The following is a 20050-nucleotide window of genomic DNA, read 5'->3' as shown; positions in this document are numbered from 1 at the left end:
GCCCCTTTGTTTATTGCCGAATCGTCGTGCGCAGCCGTCAGGCCGTCGCCTCTTGCCGGGCGGTGCGCCCTTCAACCCACGGCGTCCCTTGGGGCTCGCCCAGGTCCCAGAACAACCCGGCCATCACCGCAAGCCCTTCGCGCGCCACGGTCGCCAGCAAATGCTCGTTAGGCGCATGTTGGGCACAAGCGGGGTATGAGTGGGGCACCCACAGCGTGGGCAGGCCCAGCTGGTCGGCAAAGATGTCGTTGGGCAGCGAGCCTGCCAGGTTGGGCAGCAGCGTGGCCGGCTGGCCTGCGCTGGCCTGCAGCGAGGCCATCGTCCAATCCACCCAGGGGTTGTGCAGATCGAGCCGCGTGGCGCCGCAGTGCATGCCCATGGTGATCTCGACCTGGCTGAAGCCATGAGCGTCCAGGTGCTCGCGCAGCGTGGCCTGCACGTTCTGCCAGTCGGTGCCCACCACAAAGCGCAGCTGGCAATGCGCCACCGCCTGCGCGGGGATGGCGTTGATGGGCCGCTGCGCGTTGCCCGCGCCCAGCGCCAGCACTTCCAGCGTGTTCCAGCCCACCAGTTGCTCGGCGGGGGTGAGGCCGGGCTCGCCCCAGCCGGGCGTGAGCGCGGGGTCATCGGCACCGGTGCCAATCACCACGTCCTGGAGGGCGGTGCGCAGCTTGTCGGGCACCGAAGGCGGCAGCAGGCCTTTGACCAGGATGCGGCCCTTCGCGTCCACCAGTGTGGCCAGCGCGTGCGTGAGCACCGTGGCCGGGTTGGCCAGCACGCCACCCCAGTTGCCCGAGTGGTAGGCCTTGTCGCGGCTGCGCACGGCGAGCGAGAAATTGATCGCACCGCGCGACCCCAGAAAGAGGGTGGGGTGGCCCGCATTCACACGGGGGCCGTCGCTGGCCACGAACAGGTCGGCCTTCAATGCATCGCGGTGTTGCTCACAGAAGGCGCCCAGGCCGGGCGAGCCAGCCTCTTCGCCCATCTCCATGAGCAGCGTCACGTTGTAGCCCAGGCGGCCGCCCCGGGCCTCGATGGTGTGGGCCAGTGCGGCCAGGCTCACGGTGTGCTGGCCTTTGTTGTCGGCCGTGCCTCGGCCATACCAGCGCTCGCCTTCGATGGTGAGCTCCCAGGGCGAGAGGCCCTCGCGCCATTGCGCGTCCTGTCCGTTGACCACATCGCCGTGGCCGTAGGTGAGCACGGTGGGGAGCGCAGGGTCTTCCACGCGGCGGGCCACCAAGAAGGGGCCGCCTTGTGGCGACGGGTTGTCGAGCACCTCGCATTCAAAACCCAGGGGCGCGAACCAGGGCACCATTTCGTCGGTGAGGTAGGTGTGCAGTTCGGGCGGCACCTTGCCAGTGTCGCTTTCGGTGCGCCAGGCCACACGGCGGCGCAGGTCGGTGGCGAAGCGGCCATCGTCAAAGTAGCGCTGGACGTCTTGAATCAGTTGTTGGCGGTTCATCGTGCAGGTCCTTGTTGGGTGTTCGTCAGTCCACCACGATCTTGGCGCGGTGGGCCAGCGCGCGGTAGCGGCCGATCTCGTCATCGATCATGGCGCGCGTGGCCACGGGGCCCAGGTGCACGGGTTCCATGCCCTGGGTGCGCATCTGTTCCTGCAGACCACTGTCGCGGGTGACGGCTTCCACGTCGGTCACCAGCTTTCGGATGACAGACTATGGCGTCTTGGCGGGGGCGGCGATGGCATACCAGGCGTCGAACACGGCGTCTGGCAGTTTGAGTTCCTCCACGGTGGGCACCCCCGGCAGCATGCTGGAGCGCGACTTGCCCGCAATGGCCAGGGCGCGCAGCTTGCCGGCCTTCACTTGCGGCGCCGCAGCGGCCACGGTGTCGATACCCAACTGGATTTCGCCGCCCATGAGGGCGATCAGCGACTGGCTGCTGCCGCGATAGGGCACGTCCTGCAGCTGGATGCCCGCGGCCTGCTCCAGCAGCGCGCCCGCCAGGTGCGGGCCAGAGCCCGAGCCGAAGGTGGCGTAGTGGATGCTCTTGGGCTTTGCCTTGGCTGCGGCGATCAGTGCGTTCAGGTCCTTGTACGGCGCGCTGGCGCTGACGACCAGCACCAGGGGTGCCCGGGCCACGGTGGCCACGGGCACGAGGTCCTTGGCAGGGTCGTAGGGCAGCTTGCTGCGCAAGGCAGGGTTGACCGTGTAGCTGGTGGAGCCCGAAACCAGCAGCGTGTAGCCGTCGGGGTCGGCACGCACCACGGCTTCGGTGCCGATGATGGTGGAGGCACCCGGCTTGTTGTCGATCACCACCGGCGTGCCCAGGCGGCTGGCCAGCTTCTGTGCGAGCGCGCGTGCCACCACGTCGGTGCCGCCGCCGGGCGGGAAGGGCACCACCATGCGCACGGGGCGCTGGGGCCAGGCGTCGGCAGGGGCTGCTGCCTGGGCGCAGGCCAGGCTGGCATGGCCGACAAGAACTGCCAGGGTGGCAGACAGGAAAGAGGCTCGAACAAGGCGTTTCATGCGGACTCCGGTGGTAGGGCCCCGGCAGCGGGCGGCGTGGGAGCAATGACCACGTGGCGCCCGCGCAAGGGCATGGGTGAATTGGAGCCTCAAGCCATGCAAGATGGATGCTGGTTTACCATTGCTTTGAATAGAGATTCGGCAACTGACCGTTGCCTTTTTGTGATTTAAACAGCCATGGCCATTTCACTGCTCAGCCTGCCCTTGCGCTACTTTCTGGAGGTGGCGCGCACCGGCTCCGTCAACCAGGCCGCGCAGCGCCTGCACGTGGCCGCTTCGGCCGTGAGCCGACAGCTGGGCAAGCTGGAAGACAGCCTGGGTGTGGTGCTGTTCGAGCGCCAGGCGCGCGGCATGAACCTGACCGAGGCGGGCACCCGCTTGCTGGCCCACGCCAGTGCACACGATGCGCAGGCGCTGGAGCTGTTCGAGCAATTGCAGGATCTGTCGGCCCAAGGTGCCCTGCGGGTGCGGCTGGCCTGCACCGAAGGGTTTGCGGCAGCCTTCATGCCGCTGGTCATGGCGGGGTTTCGGCAGGCGCACCCGCAGGTGCAGCTGCAGTTGCAGGTGGCCGTGCCGCAGGAGGTGTCGGCCCTGGTGCTGCGCGGCGAGGCCGATCTGGCGCTGAAGTACAGCACGGCGCCCGAGAAGGGCCTGCAGGTGCTGCACTCGGCCATCGCACCCATTTATGCCGTCATGCCCGCACAGCACCCGCTGGCGCGCCAGCGCAGTGTGAGCGTGGCTGACGTGGTGCGCTACCCGCTGCTGCTGGGGGCCGCCAACACCACGGGGCGGCAGCTGTTTGACCTGAGCTGTGCGGTGCAGGGCCTGCGCTATGTGCCTGCTGTGGAGAGCAATTTTTCGTCGGCCTTGTTGCCGCTGCTGAGCGGGCAGGACGTGGTGCTGGCCAGCTACCTCACGGCGGCGCGCTGGGTGGAGGCGGGCCTGCTGGCTGCCCGGCCATTTGACGAAACCCAGCTGCAGCAACGGCGCCTGCAGGTGCTGGCAGCCGAGGGCCGTAGCCAGTCCGCCCTGGTGCAGCAGTTCACGCAAGCGCTGGTGATCGCCATCGAGGAATACGGCAAGCGCAAGGTCGGGCGGCGCCGCAAGGCTACCCCAGCGCCTGCCTCGGTGTTCTGACACATTGCCGCAGATTCCAGCACGCTCACATTTGGATACGGATACCATCGGTGCCCTATCCGCACCACACCATGGCCAAGAAAGAACACGTTTCCGAGACCCAAGCCACCCAGCTGCTCAAGGCGAACAAGGTGGCGTTCACCGAACACCCGTATGAGTACCTGGAGCACGGCGGCGCGATGCACAGCGCCGAGGTGCTGGGTCTGGACCCGTTCACCGTGGTCAAGACCCTCGTCATGCAGGACCAGGACGCCAAGCCGCTCCTGGTGCTGATGCATGGCAACCGCAAGGTCTCCACCAAGAACCTCGCACGCCAGATCGGCGCCAAGTCGGTCGAGCCCTGTGCCCCCGAGGTCGCCAACCGGCACAGTGGCTACCTGGTGGGGGGGACGTCTCCGTTTGGCACGCGGCGCACCATGCCGGTTTACATCGAAGAAACCATCCTCGCGTTGCCCCGCATTGCTATCAACGGCGGGCGCCGGGGCTTTCTGGTGCAGCTGGACCCGCAGGTGTGTGTGCAGTTGCTGGGCGCCAAACCGGTGCAGTGCGCGCTGGCAGAATAGGCCGCCGCGCGATACAGCCCGTCAGAAGGCTGACCATTTGATTTCCAAGGAGTTGCTTTGACCGCCGTCTATCCCGTTCTTGCCACCGTGGCCGCCTACCTGTTGGGCTCGCTGTCGTTTGCCGTCATCGTGACGCGTGTCATGGGCCTGAGCGATCCGCGCACCTATGGCAGCAAGAACCCCGGAGCCACCAATGTGCTGCGCTCGGGCAGCAAGGCGGCGGCCATCGTGACCCTGCTGCTCGATGCGATGAAGGGCTGGCTGCCCGTGGCGCTGGTGATGTGGTTTGGCCACCCTTATGGGCTCGAAGACGGCACCGTGGCGCTGGTGGGGTTGGCCGCGTTCCTGGGGCACCTGTGGCCAGTGTTTTTCCGGTTTGAGGGCGGCAAGGGCGTGGCGACGGCACTGGGCGTGCTGGTGGGCATCAGCGGTTGGCTGGGTCTGGCCACGGCGGCCACCTGGCTCATCATTGCGTTCTTCTTCCGCTACTCGTCGCTCGCCTCGCTGGTGGCCGCCGCGTTTGCTCCGGTGTACTACTTGCTGGTGGATGGTGTGGTCTGGTATGCCGAAGGCACGATTGCCGCCTCGATCGTGGTGATGGCGCTGCTGCTGGCCTGGCGGCACCGCGAGAACATCCAGCGCCTGATTGCCGGCACGGAATCACGCCTGGGCAGCAAGAAGGCGAAACCTGCCGAGGGTGAAGAGAGCGCCAAGGCAAAGCCCGCAGCAAAAGCCAAGGCCAAACACTGATATAGCACGCGCCCGGTTGGGCGCGTGCCCTGTGTCAGAGCGCGCCGGGCGCCGTCACCAGCCCGCGCAGCCCCGCGCTGTGCTGCGCGGCGTACAGCCCCAGCCGCACCATGGTGCGGTGGTTGAGTTCCAGGCTCACTGCGGACCGGGCCAGGGCAGACTGGATGCGGGGCTTGCCGCTCGCGGTCTGGTACAGGCTGGGCTGGCTGCGGTGGTTGCCGGTGCTGTCCAGCAGGCTGGCCACCAACGGGTGGTTGGCCTTGTCGCTGCGGCGCAGCACGATGGCGGTTTCGCCGTTGTCCAGTTTGACAAACGTACCTGGGGGGCACAGGCCGATGGACCGCACCAGGGTGTAGCTGACCTCGTCGCGCTGGTCCACCTCTTGTCCCACGATGGCGCGCACCGAATCGGTGGCGCTGCGCCCGGCGCGGGATTTGCGCGGGCTGATCATGGCGGCATACCGGTCAATGGTGCCGAGGATGCGGGTGAGCCGGTCTATCGGCTCCTGGTTGGCCAAAGGCACGCGTTCGGCAATGCTGGCATGGTGTTGCCCCACCACGTCCAGCCAGAGCGGATCGTTGATGAACAGGCGTTCCAGCAGCAGCATGCTGTCTTCGGGGTGGCTCTTGATGGCCTCCTGCTGCTCCGCCGTGGGGCGCTCGCGCTGCACGGCCAGTTCGTCCTGCAGTGTCGTCATGCCAATGTTCATGGTGAGTGCCGCCCGCACCAGGCTGTCGCGCTCACGCTGCGGCAGCTTGAGCTCCAGCGCCATGATGTGGCACAGCGTGCCGCACACCAGCGCGTGCGATGCGCTGTAGCCCACGGTGGATGTGGAGGCGTGCTGGAACATCAGGTACAGCGCCGCGTCGATGTCGTGCGCCACCAGGTCTTGCAGCCAGGCATCGAACTGCCGCACCTTGCCCGGAAAGTCCTGCACCTGCAGCGGCCGGCTCAGCAGCACCGACAGGGCTGACTCCAGGTCGGACCAGAGGCTGAGCAGGTCTTCGTACTCCCCTTCGGAGTGCGCGTGGGTGGAGGAGGGGTGTGCGGACATTGCAGGTGTACAGGCGTCAGTGGCGCTTTTCGAGCACCATCTGGTCGTTGGTGCGGGTCATCTGGAACTCGTTCAGGAAGCTGTTGCCCAGCAGCACATAGGGCATGGGCTGCGAGGTGATGATGGCCTCTACCCCAAAGACCTCGACGTCGCCGATGCGGATGGAGTCGAGCTTCATGCGCCAGCCCTGGGCGACGCCATTGGCCGTGTTCACGCGCACCGGCTGGCCGCTTTGGTAGTTGAGGCCCATACGCTCTGCATCCGGCCGTCCGATGGCGACGGTGGAGGCCCCGGTGTCCACCATGTACTGCATCACCTGCCCGTTGATGGTGCCGCTGTTCACAAAATGGCCTCTGCCATCTGCCACCAGCAAAATGCGTTTGCCGCTGCCACTGCGTCCGCCCACGCTCACGGGCGCCTCGCCCAGTCGCAGCGTGCGCCGTGCGCCCTGGATCTCCACGGTGGCTTCGTCCTTGGCGACGGCGATGACTTTCACCCCCTGGAACTCATCCCCCGCGCCCACCGCCTTGGGCGGGTTGGCATTCACCACGATCAGCGCCTTGCTGCCCAGTACACCCGCCAGCGCCACAGCCTGCGCATGCGCCCAGGTGGGGCCCAGCAGCAACCCGATGCACAGGGCGAGGAGGCGCTGATACCGGCGCAGCCCCGGTGAGAGCCGCCGCGCAAGGGCCGCCCCGCCGCGCTGGCGACGTCCCCCTGCCTGCAGCGCTCCGGGCTGCGAGAGCGGGGGGAGGGCCCGCAGGACCTCAGCGGGGTGTCGCTTCATATCAGTCGCGGAAGTTGTCGAACGACAGCGGCACGTCCGTCACATCCTTGCGGATCAAGGCCATGGCGGCCTGCAGGTCGTCGCGCTTGGCACCAGTCACGCGCACCTTGTCTTCCTGAATAGCGCCTTGCACCTTGAGCTTGCTTTCCTTGAGCAGCTTCTGGATCTTCTTGGCCAGCTCGCTCTCGATGCCGTTGCGCACCTTGATGACCTGCTTGACTTTGTCGCCGCCCATTTTCTGCACATCGCCCATGTCCAGAAAACGCACATCCACGCTGCGTTTGGTGAGCTTGTTGCGCAGAACATCTTCAATCTGGGTGAGCTGGAAATCAGCATCGCCGATCAGCGTGATGTCCTTGTCCTTGATCTCGATGCTGGCAGAGGTGCCCTTGAAGTCGAAACGGGTGGCGATTTCCTTGGCGGTGTTCTCGACGGCGTTTTTCACTTCAACCAGATTGGCTTCGCAGACGGTGTCAAAAGATGGCATGGTGGGTCTCTATCTCGGGGAAAACAGGTGCAGATATGGGTGCGGATCGCAGGGAGCCAAAAGGCCGGGTGCGACAATCGGGCCAATGGTAGTCGAGAAAAACGCCCCTTTACAGCCCTGCAACACCTTCGGCATTGCCGCGCGCGCCCAAACCCTGGTGCGAGTGCATTCGGTGGACGACCTGCGGGCTGTGCTGGCAGACCCCCAGCTCGCGCCCGCACCGAAATTTGTGCTGGGCGGCGGCAGCAACATCATCCTGACCGGTGACGTGAAGTCCGTCGTGCTCAAGATGGAAATCAAGGGCCTGCGCCTGGTGGGTGAAACGCCCAAGGCCTGGATCGTGGAGGCGGGTGCTGGCGAGGTCTGGCACGACGCCGTGGCCTGGACGCTGGCGCACGGCTATCCCGGGTTGGAGAACCTGGCCCTTATCCCGGGCACGGTGGGGGCATCGCCCGTCCAGAACATTGGCGCGTATGGCGTGGAGCTGCAGGACCGTTTTGAGTCTCTCGACGCCATCGACCTGGCTACGGGCCAGTCGTTCAGCCTGGATGCTGCGCAATGCGGTTTTGGCTACCGTGATTCCGTTTTCAAGCATGCGCCTTCCGAAGCGCAGGACGGCAGCGGGCTGCCGCGCGGCATGGGTCTGGCAGGCCGGGCGGTGATCACCCATGTGCGCTTTCGACTGCCCAAGCCCTGGAAGCCGGTGCTGGGCTACCTGGACCTGGAGCGCCGCCGCGCCGAGGCGGGGGTGGAACACCCCAGTGCCCAGCAAATTTTTGACTGGGTCTGCGACATCCGCCGCGCGAAACTACCCGACCCTGCCGTGGTGGGCAACGCGGGCAGCTTCTTCAAGAACCCCACCGTGTCGCCCGACCAGTGCGCCGACATCATCGCCCGCGAGCCCAAGATCGTGCACTACCCCATGCCCGATGGCAGCATCAAGCTGGCGGCGGGCTGGCTGATCGATGCCTGCGGCTGGAAGGGTAAATCCATCGGCAAGGCCGGGGTGTACGAGAAGCAGGCCCTCGTGCTGGTCAACCGGGGGCAGGGCGCTGACAGCGTGACAGGGGGCGAGGTCATGACCCTGGCCAAGGCCATCCAGACGAGTGTGTACGAGCGCTTTGGCATCCGGCTGGAGCCCGAGCCGGTGGTCGTGTAGCGCGAAGTCAGAGGCGACCCCTGCGCCTCGAAAGGGCCGGTGTCGCGCCTGGTACGAGACCCCAATGAAAAAGCCACCCCAAGGGTGGCTTTTGCTCATCTATTGATAGCTGAAGAGGCAATTGCACTAGCGCTACCAGCCATTTTTGCTCCCAATGAGCCGCCAAGCAGCTTCCGGTGGCAACCCGGGAGGCTTGGGGCCCATGGGGCGAGTACCGCCTTACTTGCGGTCGTTGTCCAGCTGCGCCAGGGCTGCATTGCCTCCCAGCGACAGCAGGCCCGCGCGCGAGTACACGCCCAGCTTGCCGCGCGTGTCCGAGATGTCCAGGTTGCGCATGGTCAGCTGGCCAATGCGGTCCAGCGGGCTGAACGGCGCGTCTTCCACCTTTTCCATCGACAGGCGCTCGGGGGCGTAGGTCAGGTTGGGCGACTCGGTATTCAGCAGCGAATAGTCGTTGCCACGGCGCAGTTCCAGCGTCACGGTGCCGGTCACGGCGCGGGCCACCCAGCGCTGGGCGGTTTCGCGCAGCATGATGGCCTGGGGGTCGAACCAGCGGCCCTGGTACAGCAGGCGGCCCAGCTTCAGGCCATTCATGCGGTACTGCTCGATGGTGTCTTCGTTGTGGATGCCGGTCACCAGGCGCTCGTAGGCGATGTGCAGCAGCGCGAGGCCAGGGGCTTCGTAGATGCCGCGGCTCTTGGCTTCGATGATGCGGTTTTCGATCTGGTCGCTCATGCCCAGGCCATGGCGGCCGCCGATGCGGTTGGCTTCAAGGATCAGCTCGACGGGGTCGTTGAACTCCTTGCCGTTCAGCGCCACGGGCTGGCCTTCGTTAAAGGTCACGGACACTTCCTCGGCCTTCACTTCGACCTCGGGCTTCCAGAACGCCACGCCCATGATGGGGTTGACGATGCGGATGCCGCTGGACAGGAACTCCAGGTCCTTGGCCTCGTGTGTGGCGCCCAGCATGTTGCTGTCGGTGCTGTAGGCCTTCTCGGCGCTCATCTTGTAGCCAAAGCCGGCCTGCGTCATGAACGCCGACATTTCGGCGCGGCCGCCCAGCTCGTCGATGAACAGTTGGTCCAGCCACGGCTTGTAGATCTTGAGCGAGGGGTTGGTCAGCAGGCCGTAGCGGTAGAAGCGCTCGATGTCGTTGCCCTTGAAGGTCGATCCGTCGCCCCAGATGTTGACGTCGTCCTCCTTCATCGCGGCCACCAGCATGGTGCCGGTCACGGCGCGGCCCAGGGGGGTGGTGTTGAAGTAGGTCAGGCCGCCGGTGCTGATGTGGAAGGCGCCAGCCTGCAGGGCGGCAATGCCTTCGTGGGCCAGTTGCGTGCGGCAGTCCACCAGGCGGGCCTTCTCGGCGCCGTATTCCATGGCCTTGCGCGGGATGGCGTCGTAGTCGGGCTCGTCGGGCTGGCCCAGGTTGGCGGTGTAGGCGTAGGGCACGGCGCCCTTGAGCTTCATCCAGTGCAGTGCGGCGCTGGTGTCCAGGCCGCCGGAGAAGGCGATGCCGACCTTTTGGCCGAGGGGGAGGTTCTGGAGGATGGTTGCCATGGAGTCTTCTTCAAAAATGATAGCTGCCAGCGCATTGTGGACTAACGCTAGAGGCCAAAATCAATCAAATTTCAGCCCGAACATCTCAGCCGAAATGGCAGATGTAGTGGTAGGCCTCGGTCACGCGGATGTCGAACTTGGAATTGCCGGGCACGCTGAACTTCTCGCCTGCGGACGATTTCACCCATGCATCGGTACCGGCCAGCTTGTATTCGCACGAGCCCGCCACGCATTCCATGATTTCAGGGGCGCCGGTGTTGAACGTGAGCGTTGCGGGCAGCACCACGCCCACCGACTTCTTCGTGCCGTCCGGGAAGGTGATGCCGTGGCTCACGCACTTGCCGTCAAAGTACACATTGGCCTGGGTGGTGACGGACACGCCGTCGATTTTTTCGGTGGTCATGGATGCGCGGGTAGGAATGGAGGAAACCCGCGATTTTAGGGCAGGGTGCTGATGCCTCGGCCCTCGTGTGCCCACAAACCCGATGTGCTCGGTGGAAGGTCTGACGAAAAAAGAGCCCCAAGGGGCTCTTTGCTTTGCGGTGACGGTGCCTTGAAGGCCCACACTCAACGCCAGTAGGGGTTGCGATGATGGGGGTAGTAGGGGCGTCCGCTGTCGTAGCCGTATTCAATCACCGTCACCGGGGGCGTCACATAGGTGGGAGGCGCCTGGTACACCGGCTGCACGGGGTAGGTGGAGGTCACCACACCCGGTTGGCTGTAAACACCCTGGGCCGCATACGGGTCGGGTTGTGTGGAATAGGTCTGGCCAGCGGGCTGCACATTCACCGGGATCCAGCGGCCTGGGTCGTTCTGGGTGCGGGTGGTGTACTGGCGGCCTGCGTATTCATACACCACGTTGTAGCCTACGGTACGGTTTTCGTAGTACGTCTCGGTGGAGCAACGCTGCACGTTCTGGTACTGCGGCTGGCCGTTGCCCTCGATCTGGTTGCCTACTACGGCGCCACCCAGCACCCCGATGGCGGTGGCTGCTGCGCGACCGCTGCCCTTGCCGATGGTGTTGCCCACAGCGCCCCCGGCAATCGCGCCAATCACAGCGCCGGCGCCCGTCGTGCGGTTGCCGTTGTAGACGGTCTCGTTGCCACACACCTGCTGCGGAACGCCGACCTGCTGAATGATGGGCGTGGCAGACAGCACACGGCCTTGTTCCTGAGCGCTGGCCACGACGGCGACGGCTGCCAGGGCAGAAAAAATGACGATCTTTTTCATGGAGAAACTCCTTTCGGGTCGGTACATAACGCACCAGACTGCGGAAAAGTTTAGGCCCGCAAGGTCAATTCGGGGCCCGGACGCCGTAAATCTGCGTAAAGATTTGTGCGATTTTCCCGCGTTCCCCGTCCCAAGTCAGCCCTTGGATGCGCCATTCGGCCCGCCAGGCCACTGCTCCGGCACAAATCCGACGGTCACATGCAGGCCATGGGCGTCCTGCCACTGCACCACGGGGCGCTTGATCACACTGGGTTGTTGCTGCATCAGCGCACTGGCGCTCGCGTCGTCCTGCACCGATGCCTGTGTGGCTGAGTCCAGCTTGCGCCAGGTGGTCCCTTGACGATTGACCAGCTTTTGCCAGCCGACTGCCTTCAACCAGCCAGGGAGCAGCTCGGTGGGAACGCCTTGCTTTTTGAAGTCATGAAACTGGACTTCCAGCCCTTGTTCTGCAAACCAGGCGCGGGATTTTTTGACGGTATCGCAATTGGGGATGCCGTAGACGGTGATGGCGGTATTCATGCCGCGCATCATCCTCGAAATCGCGGGGGTGAATGCTGGCTCGGCGACAATCCCCGGCTGTATGCAAACCAAACCCCACACCCTGGAAGGCTGGCTGCGCCATTGCGAGCAGCTGCACCCCCGCAACATTGATATGGGCCTGGATCGGGTCGCCGAAGTCGCCCGCCGCATGGCGCTGCGGTTCGAGTGCCCGGTGATCACGGTGGCGGGCACCAACGGAAAAGGATCGACCTGCGCCATGCTCGAAGCGGTGGCGCTGCAGGCGGGTTATCGCACCGGCGTGTACACCTCACCGCATTTGGTGCACTTTGAGGAGCGCTGCCGTGTGCATGGCGAAATCGTGTCGGCGGCGGACCTGGTACCCCATTTCGAGGCGGTGGAGAGCGCCAGAACCCAGAACGGCAACGAGGTGTCTCTCACCTACTTTGAGTTCACCACCCTGGCCATCCTGCGATTGATGAGCCATGCGTTGCTGGATGTGGCAATTCTCGAAGTCGGCCTCGGAGGGCGCCTGGATGCCACGAACGCGATCGACACCGACTGCGCCATCATCACCAGCATCGATATCGACCACACAGAATTTCTGGGCCCGGACCGCGAGAGCATTGGCCGCGAAAAGGCGGGCATCATGCGCACGGGGCGCCCAGCCATCGTGAGCGATCCCATGGCGCCGCAGAGCGTGGTCGACCACGCGCGGGAGATCGGCGCCGATTTGTGGAGTTTCGGGCGCGATTTCAATTTCTCGGGCGACAAGCAGCAGTGGAGCTGGGCTGGCCGGGGGCGGCGCTATGCCGGGCTGGCCTACCCATCGTTGCGGGGGGCCAACCAGCTGGTGAACGCCTCGGGCGTGCTCGCCGCTTTTGAGGCATTGCGCGATCGGCTGCCGGTGACCGCCCAGGCCGTGCGCAACGGCATGGCCATGGTGGAGTTGCCGGGACGCTTTCAGATTGTGCCGGGGCAACCGACCCTGGTGCTGGATGTGGCGCACAACCCGCACTCCGTGGCGGCGCTCACGGCCAACCTGGATGCGATGGGGTTCTTCCCCGTCACCCACGCGGTGTTTGGCGCCATGGCGGACAAGGATCTGGCGCCCATGCTGGCCAAGGTCGGGCCTCTGGTGGACCGTTGGTATTTCACCGATCTGCCCACTCCGCGCGCTGAGTCGGCCGCCGTGTTGCAGCAGAAGTGGAATGCCGTGCATATGGTGGCGGGCGGTCGCCGGGACGTTGCATCCAGCTTGCATGCCGACCCACTGCAGGCCTTGCAGGCGGCGGTGGCCGCCGCAGACCCCGCTGATAGAATCATGGTCTTTGGCTCGTTCTACACGGTGGGGGGGGTGTTGATCAATGGAACACCCCGCTTGCACGCCAAACATATGGGCGCTTGAGCGCCTCACGAGTCCTTAGTCCATGGCATTTTTCAAGTTCCGGTGGCCCGGTCAGGGTGAGCAGCAACAGGCCGAAAAGCCGTCCAAGCGCCCGCGCACACCACAGGCTGAGAGCATCGAAGTGATGCGCCGCCGCGCCCGGCACCGTTTGATCGGCGCTGCAGTGCTGGTACTGGTGGGGGTCATCGGGTTTCCGTTGCTGTTTGATACCCAGCCACGGCCTATCCCTGTGGACATTCCCATCGAGATCCCAGACCGCAACAAGGTGGCTCCCCTGGTGGTGCCTGCTCCAGTGGCTGAAACTACCGCGGCCAAGCCTGCTGCGCCCTCCACCCCAGAGCCAGCGCCGACGGCTGCTGCGCAGCGGCCTGCGCCCTCGCGCACTGCCGCAGCCAATGGCTTGGCGGATGGTGAAGAACTGGTGCCTAGCGCTCGTACTGCAGCGGCCAAACCTGCGCCAGCCCCAGCGGTTGCCCCCCCAAAGCCCGAGGTGAAACACGAGGCCAAGCCGCCTGCTGCTCCCGCACCTTCTCCCGTCCCTGAACCCAAGCCTGCACGTGCTGACGATTCGGCACGTGCCCGCGCCCTGTTGGAAGGCCGCAGCACCGAGGCGCCAGCCGTCGTCAGTGCCGAGGAGGCGCGCTTCATTGTGCAGGTGGGGGCCTTTGCAGATGCCGAAAAGGCCCGCGAAGCACGCACCAAGGTGGAACGGGCGGGTCTCAAGACCTATACGCAGGTGGTGGACACCAAGGACGGAAAGCGCACCCGGGTGCGTGTGGGTCCGTTCACCAACCGGGCAGAGGCAGACAAGGCGGCGGCGCGCATCAAGTCGCTGGACCTGTCGGCGTCGGTGCTCACCCTGTAAACATTCATCAGGCTGCCGCTTGTCCATGGCTGCGTTGGATTGGGTGTTTGTGGCCGTGTTGCTGGCCTCCATGCTGATAGGTGCGTGGCGCGGACTGGTGTTTGAAGTGCTGTCGGTGTTGGGCTGGGTGGCGTCTTTTTTTGTGGCGCAATGGTTTGCGGCCGATGCAGCGGCCTTGTTGCCCATGGGTGGGTCGGGCGAGTCGCTGCGGTATGCAGCCGGTTTTGTCGTGGTGTTTGTGGCTTCGGTTTTTGCCTGTGGTTTTCTGGCATGGCTGGCCAAGAAGCTGGTGGAAGCTGTAGGGCTGCGCCCGGCGGACCGCACCCTCGGCGCCGTCTTTGGTGTGTTGCGCGGCCTCGTTTTGTTGCTTGCTGTGGCCGTGGTGGCTGGCATCACCCCCGTGCAAGAGGCACAGTGGTGGCAAGAGTCGCGGGGCGCGCCGGTCTTGGCCGAAGTGCTCAAGGGGTTGAAACCGGCGCTGCCGGACGAATTTGGAAGGCATCTGCCTTCGTGAGATCGAAGCGGCAGCGGCCAGAAGCTGCTGCCGTTGGATGACCGCGGGGCTGTTCCCGCAAACGGATGGAATACAACTATGTGTGGAATCGTCGGCGTCGTCAGTCCTGCGCCCGTCAATCAGCTGATTTATGACGCTTTGCTGCTTTTGCAGCATCGTGGCCAGGATGCTGCTGGCATCGTGACCCAGCAGGGCCGCAAATTCTTCATGCACAAGGCCAAGGGCATGGTGCGCGACGTTTTTCGCACGCGCAACATGCGCGCTCTGCCGGGCAATGTGGGGCTGGGCCAGGTGCGTTACCCCACCGCCGGCAACGCCTACAGCGAAGAAGAGGCGCAACCGTTTTACGTCAATGCCCCGTTCGGCATCGTGTTGGTGCACAACGGCAATCTGACGAACGCCCGCGAACTGCGCACCGAGCTGTTCCAGACGGACCACCGCCACACCAACACGGAAAGTGATTCGGAAGTCCTGCTGAACGTGTTTGCGCACGAACTGGAACGCGCCACGCGGGGCGTGCCTCTGCAGCCCGAGGACGTTTTCACTGCCGTGCGTGCGGTGCACAAGCGCATCAAGGGTTCCTATGCTGTGATCGCGCTGATCGCAGGCCACGGTCTGCTGGCCTTCCGCGACCCGCACGGCATCCGCCCGCTGGCCATGGGCCGCAGCCAGGACGGCACCGTGATGGTGGGCAGTGAGTCGGTGGCGCTGGAGGGCACCTCCCACGTGTTCGAACGCAACATCAATCCGGGCGAAGCGATTTTCATCACGCTGGACGGACAGGTTCACGCCAGCCAGTGCGCAGAGAACCCGCAGCTCAACCCTTGCATCTTCGAGTTTGTGTACCTCGCGCGGCCCGATTCGGTGCTTGACGGCATCTCGGTCTACCAGGCCCGTCTGAACCTGGGTGAAGCCTTGGCCAAGCGCGTGGTGTCCACCGTGCCGCCCAACGAGATCGATGTGATCATCCCCATCCCCGAGTCCAGCCGCCCCAGCGCTACCCAGCTGGCACATCTGCTTGGCGTCCCGTACCGGGAAGGTTTCGTCAAGAACCGGTACGTGGGCCGCACCTTCATCATGCCCGGGCAGGGCGTGCGCAAAAAGTCGGTGCGCCAGAAGCTCAATGTGATTGGCAGCGAATTCAAAGGCCGCAACGTGCTGCTGGTGGATGACTCTATTGTGCGCGGCACCACCAGCCGCGAGATCGTGCAGATGGCACGCGACGCGGGGGCCCGCAAGGTGTACTTGGCCAGTGCGGCGCCGCCCGTGCGCTACCCCAACGTGTATGGCATCGACATGCCCACCAGCAGCGAACTGGTGGCCCATGGCCGCACGGTGGAAGAGATTCGCCAGGCCATCGGCTGCGACGCTCTCATCTATCAGGATGTAGATGGCATGAAGAGGGCTGTGGGTGCGCTCAACAGTGCGATTGTCGGGTTCGATGCGTCGTGTTTTGACGGCGTGTACGTGACGGGTGACATCACTGCGGAAGGGATTGCCAGCCTGAATGAGGGGCGTGTAGGTGCAGAGGAGGGCGAGGAAGATACCTCGCGCCTTGCTTTACCCAATGCGCAGGAAGCGTAGCCAAGGGCTTGCCCAGCCACCGCAGACCATCGCACGCGATGCTGTGCCCCCGGTTGTGCGCGTGATGCCCTAGCCGGGTCTGGCTGCGCCCCACGGATTGATCCTAGTTTGAACTGGCCCCATGGAGGGCCAGCATTGATTGTTATGACTGACACCACTGCCACCAGCACGGGCCGCATACGCACCCGTTTTGCTCCGTCTCCCACCGGCTTCATCCACCTGGGCAATATCCGCTCGGCGCTGTATCCCTGGGCGTTTGCCCGTGCCACGGGGGGGGATTTCATTTTGCGCATCGAGGACACCGACCTGGAGCGCTCCAGCCAGGCGGCGGTGGACGTCATCATCGAGGGCATGGCCTGGTTGGGTCTGAACCACGACGAAGGCCCGTTCTATCAGATGCAGCGCATGGATCGCTACAAGGCGGTCCTGGCAGAGTTGCAGGCCGCCGGTCACGTGTATCCCTGCTACATGAGCGTGGCTGAGCTGGATGCGCTGCGCGAGCGGCAGATGGCTGCCAAGGAGAAGCCTCGCTACGACGGCACATGGCGTCCTGAAGTCGGCAAGACCTTGCCAGCCATTCCTGAAGGCGTACAGCCGGTGCTGCGCTTCAAGAACCCACAGGGCGGCGTTGTGGCCTGGGACGACAAGGTCAAGGGCCGCATTGAGATCAGCAATGATGAGCTGGATGACCTGGTCATCGCACGGCCCGATGGCACGCCCACCTACAACTTCTGCGTGGTGGTCGACGATATCGACATGGCGATCACGCACGTGATCCGAGGCGATGACCATGTGAACAACACGCCGCGCCAGATCAACATCTTCCGCGCCCTGGGTAAGGAACCCCCGGTGTATGCCCACTTGCCCACTGTGCTCAACGAGCAGGGCGAGAAGATGAGCAAGCGCAATGGTGCCAAGCCGGTGACGCAATACCGCGATGAAGGTTATCTGCCCGATGCCATGGTGAACTATCTGGCGCGCCTGGGCTGGAGTCACGGCGACGATGAGATCTTCAGCCGCGAGCAGTTTCTGCAGTGGTTCAACCTCGACCATCTGGGCCGCAGCGCTGCGCAGTTCGATGAAGCCAAGCTGCGCTGGGTGAATGCCCAGCACCTGAAAGCCATGGCTGACGACGCTTTGGCCGCGCTGGTTGCTCCGCAATTGCAGGCGCGCGGTGTTTCGGCTGAGGCGCTGGCCGACGGGCGTCTGCCCCGGATCTGTGCGCTGTTCAAAGACCGGTGTGACACCACCGTCGTGCTTGCCAACTGGGCGCAGGTGTTCTATGGCGACGTGACTCCGGTGGATGCAGAGCGCGCTCAGCATGTCACGGATGCCATTGCGCCCGCTCTGGACGCACTGGCTGAAGCGCTGTCCGCCTGCGAGTGGGACAAGGCATCCATCAGCGTGGCATTCAAGCAGGTGCTTACCGCTCAGGGTCTGAAGATGCCCCAGCTGGCAATGCCTGCGCGTGTCCTGACGGTCGGAACCGCCCACACGCCATCGGTCGATGCTGTGCTGGAACTGGTCGGACGTGAAAAAGTTATAGCGCGTTTGCGAAACCGCTAAAAATCTGTCTATAATTCAAGGCTCAGGTGATGACAACAAATACAAAGTGTTTGAAGTCATTCAGTGGGGGTATAGCTCAGCTGGGAGAGCGCTTGCATGGCATGCAAGAGGTCATCGGTTCGATCCCGTTTACCTCCACCACGTCGCTTGATAACGGTTAGTTCCAAGGTTTTGACCCTATCGTCTAGAGGCCTAGGACATCACCCTTTCACGGTGAGTACCGGGGTTCGAATCCCCGTAGGGTCGCCAAGTTTGTAGCACTTGGCTTGTGTTGATAAATACAAGCGAAAAGCTGCCTGCCAGGAGTGGTAGTTCAGTTGGTTAGAATACCGGCCTGTCACGCCGGGGGTCGCGGGTTCGAGTCCCGTCCACTCCGCCAGTCATAAGCCTTTGCAGTTCTTTTGGGTGCACTGGTTTTTTCTTTGGCATTAGCCAAAGAAGTTTGGGGGTATAGCTCAGCTGGGAGAGCGCTTGCATGGCATGCAAGAGGTCATCGGTTCGATCCCGTTTACCTCCACCAAATTTGTTAGTGGTAGTTCGGTTAGTTCCAAGGTTTTGACCCCATCGTCTAGAGGCCTAGGACATCACCCTTTCACGGTGAGTACCGGGGTTCGAATCCCCGTGGGGTCGCCAAGTTTGTAGCACTTGGCTTGTGTTGATAAATACAAGCGAAAAGCTGCCTGCCAGGAGTGGTAGTTCAGTTGGTTAGAATACCGGCCTGTCACGCCGGGGGTCGCGGGTTCGAGTCCCGTCCACTCCGCCAGATATCAACCGCTGCAGTCGCAAGGCTGCAGCGGTTTTTTTATGCCTTGTTTTGATACGCCCTGCGCTGGCAGGCTGTGCAGGCAGCGTGAGGCGGGGCCGCTATTGGGATTCGACCTGTTACAAGTGGTGGGGCCTGTGCAAGAATCGTTGGTACCCGGCCGCGCCGCCATGCCGCTCAGGCGGTCCTCACAGATCCATCCAGCGCCCATGAACCTTATTCGGCTGCAGATCCACTCACAGCACCTGGCCAGCTTCAAAGCCGTGGCGCCGGTGCTTTCCCTGTTAACCGGTGGGTGATCGCAGCGTGGGTCTATTTTTCGGTGGCCAGCCCACAGCGGGTGGGGCATTACCTCACGTTGCACCAAGTGCTGGAGACGCTGTCCATTGCAGTGTCTGCCCTGGTGTTTGCGGTGGGGTGGAAGGCGCACAGTCTCAATCCGCAGCGCAACGTGCTCATCCTGGCCTGCGGCTTCCTGGGCGTGGCGATCCTGGATTTTTCGCACATGCTGTCATTCGCCGGCATGCCCGACTACATCACGCCCAACTCGGTAGCCAAAGGCATCAATTTCTGGTTACCCGCCAGATACCTGGGGGCGCTGACGCTCCTGGCTGCGGTGACGCTGCACTGGCGCGTGCCTGGCGATGCGGCCGCACCCGGCCCTGGCAGATTTGTGGTGCTGATGCTGGTATTGGCTGCAGTGGCCGCCATTCATGCTGTTTTCTTCTGGTTTCCTCAGTGGTACCCGCAGACCTATGACGCCCAGGGGCTCACGCGGTTCAAGATCGCCTCCGAGTACGGCGTGGTGGCCTTGTATGCAGCATCGCTGGGCGCGCTGCTGCACTGGGCGCGGGAGCGTGCTCTTCGCGGCCGTGTGGGTGATGGCCCTGAGCGAATTCTTTTTCACGTTCTACATCATCGCTACCGATCCATTCAATCTGCTGGGCCACATATACAAGGTGGTGGGGTACTACTACCTCTACCGGGCCATCTTTGTGGGCACCATCGAGGCGCCGTATCGGGTGCTCAAGCAGTCCGACAAAGCCATGCGCGCTGTGCTGGATGCAGTGCCCGACCTGATGTTCGAAGTGACCCGCGATGGCCACTACGTGCAGATCCATACCCGCCAGCCCGAGCTGTTGCTGATGCCAGCCAGCGAGGTGGTGGGCCGCTCTATCCACGACATCTAGCCCCCAGCGGCCGCAGCGGTAGCCCAAGCTGCGATCAATACGGCGGCTAAACAGGGCCTGGCCCGTGACTTCCAGTACGCGCTGGACTTGCCCGATGGCAAGCACTGGTTTGAGCTGTCTGTGGCGCGCAAGGTGATGGACGATGAAGCGGACGATCACTTTGTGGTGCTGTCGCGTGACATCACACAGCGCGTTCAGACGCTCGATACTTTGCGCAAGCTTCGCCATGCCGTGGAGCAGGCGCCCAATTCCATCTTCATTGCGGCGCTGATGGCAACATCGAATACGTGAACCCTGCGTTCACCGCCACGACGGGCTACAGCCCCGAGAGGCGATAGGCCGCAACCCGCGCCTGCTCAGCGCAGGGCCACGCCAGCCAGCGTGTATGCTGACCTGTGGGCGCATTTGACGTCAGGCCGTCCGTGGCGCGGCGAGTTCGTGAACCGGCGCAA

21 protein-coding genes, 6 tRNA genes and 1 pseudogene are annotated in these 20050 nt (G+C 63.9%); 18 read left to right on the top strand and 10 right to left on the bottom strand.

Going from position 1 to position 20050, the window contains the following annotated elements:
- Nucleotides 1–37: 37 nt before the first annotated feature.
- Genes C8C95_RS00130 through C8C95_RS00125 form a run of 3 tightly spaced genes read right to left on the bottom strand, consistent with a single transcriptional unit; the run spans nucleotide 38 to nucleotide 2486 of the window.
- A complete protein-coding gene (locus tag C8C95_RS00130) occupies nucleotides 38–1462 on the bottom strand; it encodes a M20 family metallopeptidase (protein WP_116747245.1) in 1425 nt (474 codons plus the stop codon).
- A gap of 25 nt (nucleotides 1463–1487) precedes the next feature.
- On the bottom strand, nucleotides 1488–1655 hold the full coding sequence (locus tag C8C95_RS24040; protein ID WP_347707476.1) for a hypothetical protein: 168 nt from the start codon (nucleotides 1653–1655) through the stop codon (nucleotides 1488–1490).
- Between the two features lie 18 nt (nucleotides 1656–1673).
- The gene (locus tag C8C95_RS00125; protein ID WP_347707475.1) at nucleotides 1674–2486 is read right to left on the bottom strand and encodes a tripartite tricarboxylate transporter substrate binding protein; all 813 of its coding nucleotides are present in this window, start codon (nucleotides 2484–2486) and stop codon (nucleotides 1674–1676) included.
- A gap of 177 nt (nucleotides 2487–2663) precedes the next feature.
- Here C8C95_RS00125 and C8C95_RS00120 point away from each other — a divergent pair, with 177 nt between their 5' ends.
- From C8C95_RS00120 to plsY, 3 genes are all read left to right on the top strand, one after another.
- Complete coding sequence (locus C8C95_RS00120) at nucleotides 2664–3623, top strand: LysR family transcriptional regulator (protein WP_116747244.1); 960 nt, start codon at nucleotides 2664–2666, stop codon at nucleotides 3621–3623.
- Between the two features lie 71 nt (nucleotides 3624–3694).
- Nucleotides 3695–4186 carry an aminoacyl-tRNA deacylase gene (locus C8C95_RS00115; RefSeq protein ID WP_056063754.1) on the top strand — a complete coding sequence of 164 codons (492 nt, stop codon included), beginning with the start codon at nucleotides 3695–3697 and terminating at the stop codon, nucleotides 4184–4186.
- A 57-nt stretch (nucleotides 4187–4243) separates the two neighbouring features.
- Nucleotides 4244–4936: a glycerol-3-phosphate 1-O-acyltransferase PlsY gene (gene plsY / locus C8C95_RS00110; RefSeq protein WP_116747243.1), complete on the top strand. Its 693-nt coding sequence runs from the start codon at nucleotides 4244–4246 to the stop codon at nucleotides 4934–4936.
- A 34-nt stretch (nucleotides 4937–4970) separates the two neighbouring features.
- On the opposite strand, the gene C8C95_RS00105 is transcribed toward plsY, so the two are convergent.
- The 3 genes from C8C95_RS00105 to C8C95_RS00095 are packed head-to-tail and all read right to left on the bottom strand — an operon-like array spanning nucleotide 4971 to nucleotide 7264.
- Nucleotides 4971–5990 carry an HD domain-containing phosphohydrolase gene (locus tag C8C95_RS00105; RefSeq protein WP_056063748.1) on the bottom strand — a complete coding sequence of 340 codons (1020 nt, stop codon included), beginning with the start codon at nucleotides 5988–5990 and terminating at the stop codon, nucleotides 4971–4973.
- Nucleotides 5991–6006: 16 nt separating this feature from the next.
- Complete coding sequence (locus C8C95_RS00100) at nucleotides 6007–6777, bottom strand: retropepsin-like aspartic protease (protein WP_243415600.1); 771 nt, start codon at nucleotides 6775–6777, stop codon at nucleotides 6007–6009.
- Nucleotide 6778: 1 nt separating this feature from the next.
- Entirely contained in the window at nucleotides 6779–7264 is a 486-nt protein-coding gene (locus C8C95_RS00095) for a YajQ family cyclic di-GMP-binding protein (protein WP_056063745.1), read from the bottom strand.
- 85 nt (nucleotides 7265–7349) lie between these two features.
- Here C8C95_RS00095 and murB point away from each other — a divergent pair, with 85 nt between their 5' ends.
- A complete protein-coding gene (gene murB / locus C8C95_RS00090) occupies nucleotides 7350–8423 on the top strand; it encodes a UDP-N-acetylmuramate dehydrogenase (protein WP_116747242.1) in 1074 nt (357 codons plus the stop codon).
- 219 nt (nucleotides 8424–8642) lie between these two features.
- Here murB and argG read toward each other — a convergent pair whose 3' ends face one another.
- From argG to C8C95_RS00070, 4 genes are all read right to left on the bottom strand, one after another.
- Nucleotides 8643–9980, bottom strand: coding sequence for an argininosuccinate synthase (gene argG, locus C8C95_RS00085; protein ID WP_056063739.1), 1338 nt, complete (start codon nucleotides 9978–9980; stop codon nucleotides 8643–8645).
- 85 nt (nucleotides 9981–10065) lie between these two features.
- Nucleotides 10066–10383 carry a pyrimidine/purine nucleoside phosphorylase gene (locus tag C8C95_RS00080; protein ID WP_015014470.1) on the bottom strand — a complete coding sequence of 106 codons (318 nt, stop codon included), beginning with the start codon at nucleotides 10381–10383 and terminating at the stop codon, nucleotides 10066–10068.
- Between the two features lie 164 nt (nucleotides 10384–10547).
- Nucleotides 10548–11210 (bottom strand): glycine zipper 2TM domain-containing protein, encoded by a 663-nt coding sequence (locus C8C95_RS00075; RefSeq protein ID WP_056063736.1) that lies wholly within the window; start codon nucleotides 11208–11210, stop codon nucleotides 10548–10550.
- Between the two features lie 135 nt (nucleotides 11211–11345).
- Complete coding sequence (locus tag C8C95_RS00070) at nucleotides 11346–11729, bottom strand: arsenate reductase (protein WP_116750075.1); 384 nt, start codon at nucleotides 11727–11729, stop codon at nucleotides 11346–11348.
- Between the two features lie 61 nt (nucleotides 11730–11790).
- On the opposite strand from C8C95_RS00070, the gene folC reads away from it, so the two are divergent.
- From folC to C8C95_RS23785, 14 genes and pseudogenes are all read left to right on the top strand, one after another.
- Nucleotides 11791–13116, top strand: a complete 1326-nt coding sequence (gene folC / locus C8C95_RS00065; protein ID WP_116747241.1) for a bifunctional tetrahydrofolate synthase/dihydrofolate synthase — start codon at nucleotides 11791–11793, stop codon at nucleotides 13114–13116.
- 22 nt (nucleotides 13117–13138) lie between these two features.
- On the top strand, nucleotides 13139–13981 hold the full coding sequence (locus C8C95_RS00060) for an SPOR domain-containing protein (RefSeq protein WP_116747240.1): 843 nt from the start codon (nucleotides 13139–13141) through the stop codon (nucleotides 13979–13981).
- Nucleotides 13982–14006: 25 nt separating this feature from the next.
- On the top strand, nucleotides 14007–14495 hold the full coding sequence (locus C8C95_RS00055) for a CvpA family protein (protein ID WP_116747239.1): 489 nt from the start codon (nucleotides 14007–14009) through the stop codon (nucleotides 14493–14495).
- A 78-nt stretch (nucleotides 14496–14573) separates the two neighbouring features.
- On the top strand, nucleotides 14574–16079 hold the full coding sequence (gene purF / locus C8C95_RS00050; RefSeq protein ID WP_056746391.1) for an amidophosphoribosyltransferase: 1506 nt from the start codon (nucleotides 14574–14576) through the stop codon (nucleotides 16077–16079).
- A gap of 144 nt (nucleotides 16080–16223) precedes the next feature.
- Nucleotides 16224–17645 carry a glutamate--tRNA ligase gene (gltX, locus tag C8C95_RS00045; protein WP_116747238.1) on the top strand — a complete coding sequence of 474 codons (1422 nt, stop codon included), beginning with the start codon at nucleotides 16224–16226 and terminating at the stop codon, nucleotides 17643–17645.
- A 65-nt stretch (nucleotides 17646–17710) separates the two neighbouring features.
- Nucleotides 17711–17786: transfer RNA gene (locus C8C95_RS00040), tRNA-Ala, on the top strand.
- Between the two features lie 32 nt (nucleotides 17787–17818).
- Nucleotides 17819–17894: transfer RNA gene (locus C8C95_RS00035), tRNA-Glu, on the top strand.
- A gap of 53 nt (nucleotides 17895–17947) precedes the next feature.
- Nucleotides 17948–18024: transfer RNA gene (locus C8C95_RS00030), tRNA-Asp, on the top strand.
- A gap of 65 nt (nucleotides 18025–18089) precedes the next feature.
- A tRNA-Ala gene (locus tag C8C95_RS00025) sits at nucleotides 18090–18165 on the top strand.
- Nucleotides 18166–18202: 37 nt separating this feature from the next.
- Nucleotides 18203–18278 (top strand) — tRNA-Glu (locus C8C95_RS00020).
- 53 nt (nucleotides 18279–18331) lie between these two features.
- A tRNA-Asp gene (locus C8C95_RS00015) sits at nucleotides 18332–18408 on the top strand.
- A 295-nt stretch (nucleotides 18409–18703) separates the two neighbouring features.
- A pseudogene (locus C8C95_RS23970) lies at nucleotides 18704–19195 on the top strand (MASE3 domain-containing protein); the annotation flags it as partial.
- 70 nt (nucleotides 19196–19265) lie between these two features.
- A complete protein-coding gene (locus C8C95_RS23965; protein ID WP_279323189.1) occupies nucleotides 19266–19598 on the top strand; it encodes an MASE3 domain-containing protein in 333 nt (110 codons plus the stop codon).
- Between the two features lie 87 nt (nucleotides 19599–19685).
- On the top strand, nucleotides 19686–19889 hold the full coding sequence (locus C8C95_RS23785) for a hypothetical protein (protein WP_243415599.1): 204 nt from the start codon (nucleotides 19686–19688) through the stop codon (nucleotides 19887–19889).
- Nucleotides 19890–20050 lie beyond the last annotated feature (161 nt).

Source organism: Acidovorax sp. 99, from assembly GCF_003096455.1.
Lineage (GTDB): Bacteria > Pseudomonadota > Gammaproteobacteria > Burkholderiales > Burkholderiaceae_C > Acidovorax > Acidovorax delafieldii.
Note: the sequence above shows the minus strand (reverse complement) of the source record. Positions and strands in the feature narration are given on the sequence as shown.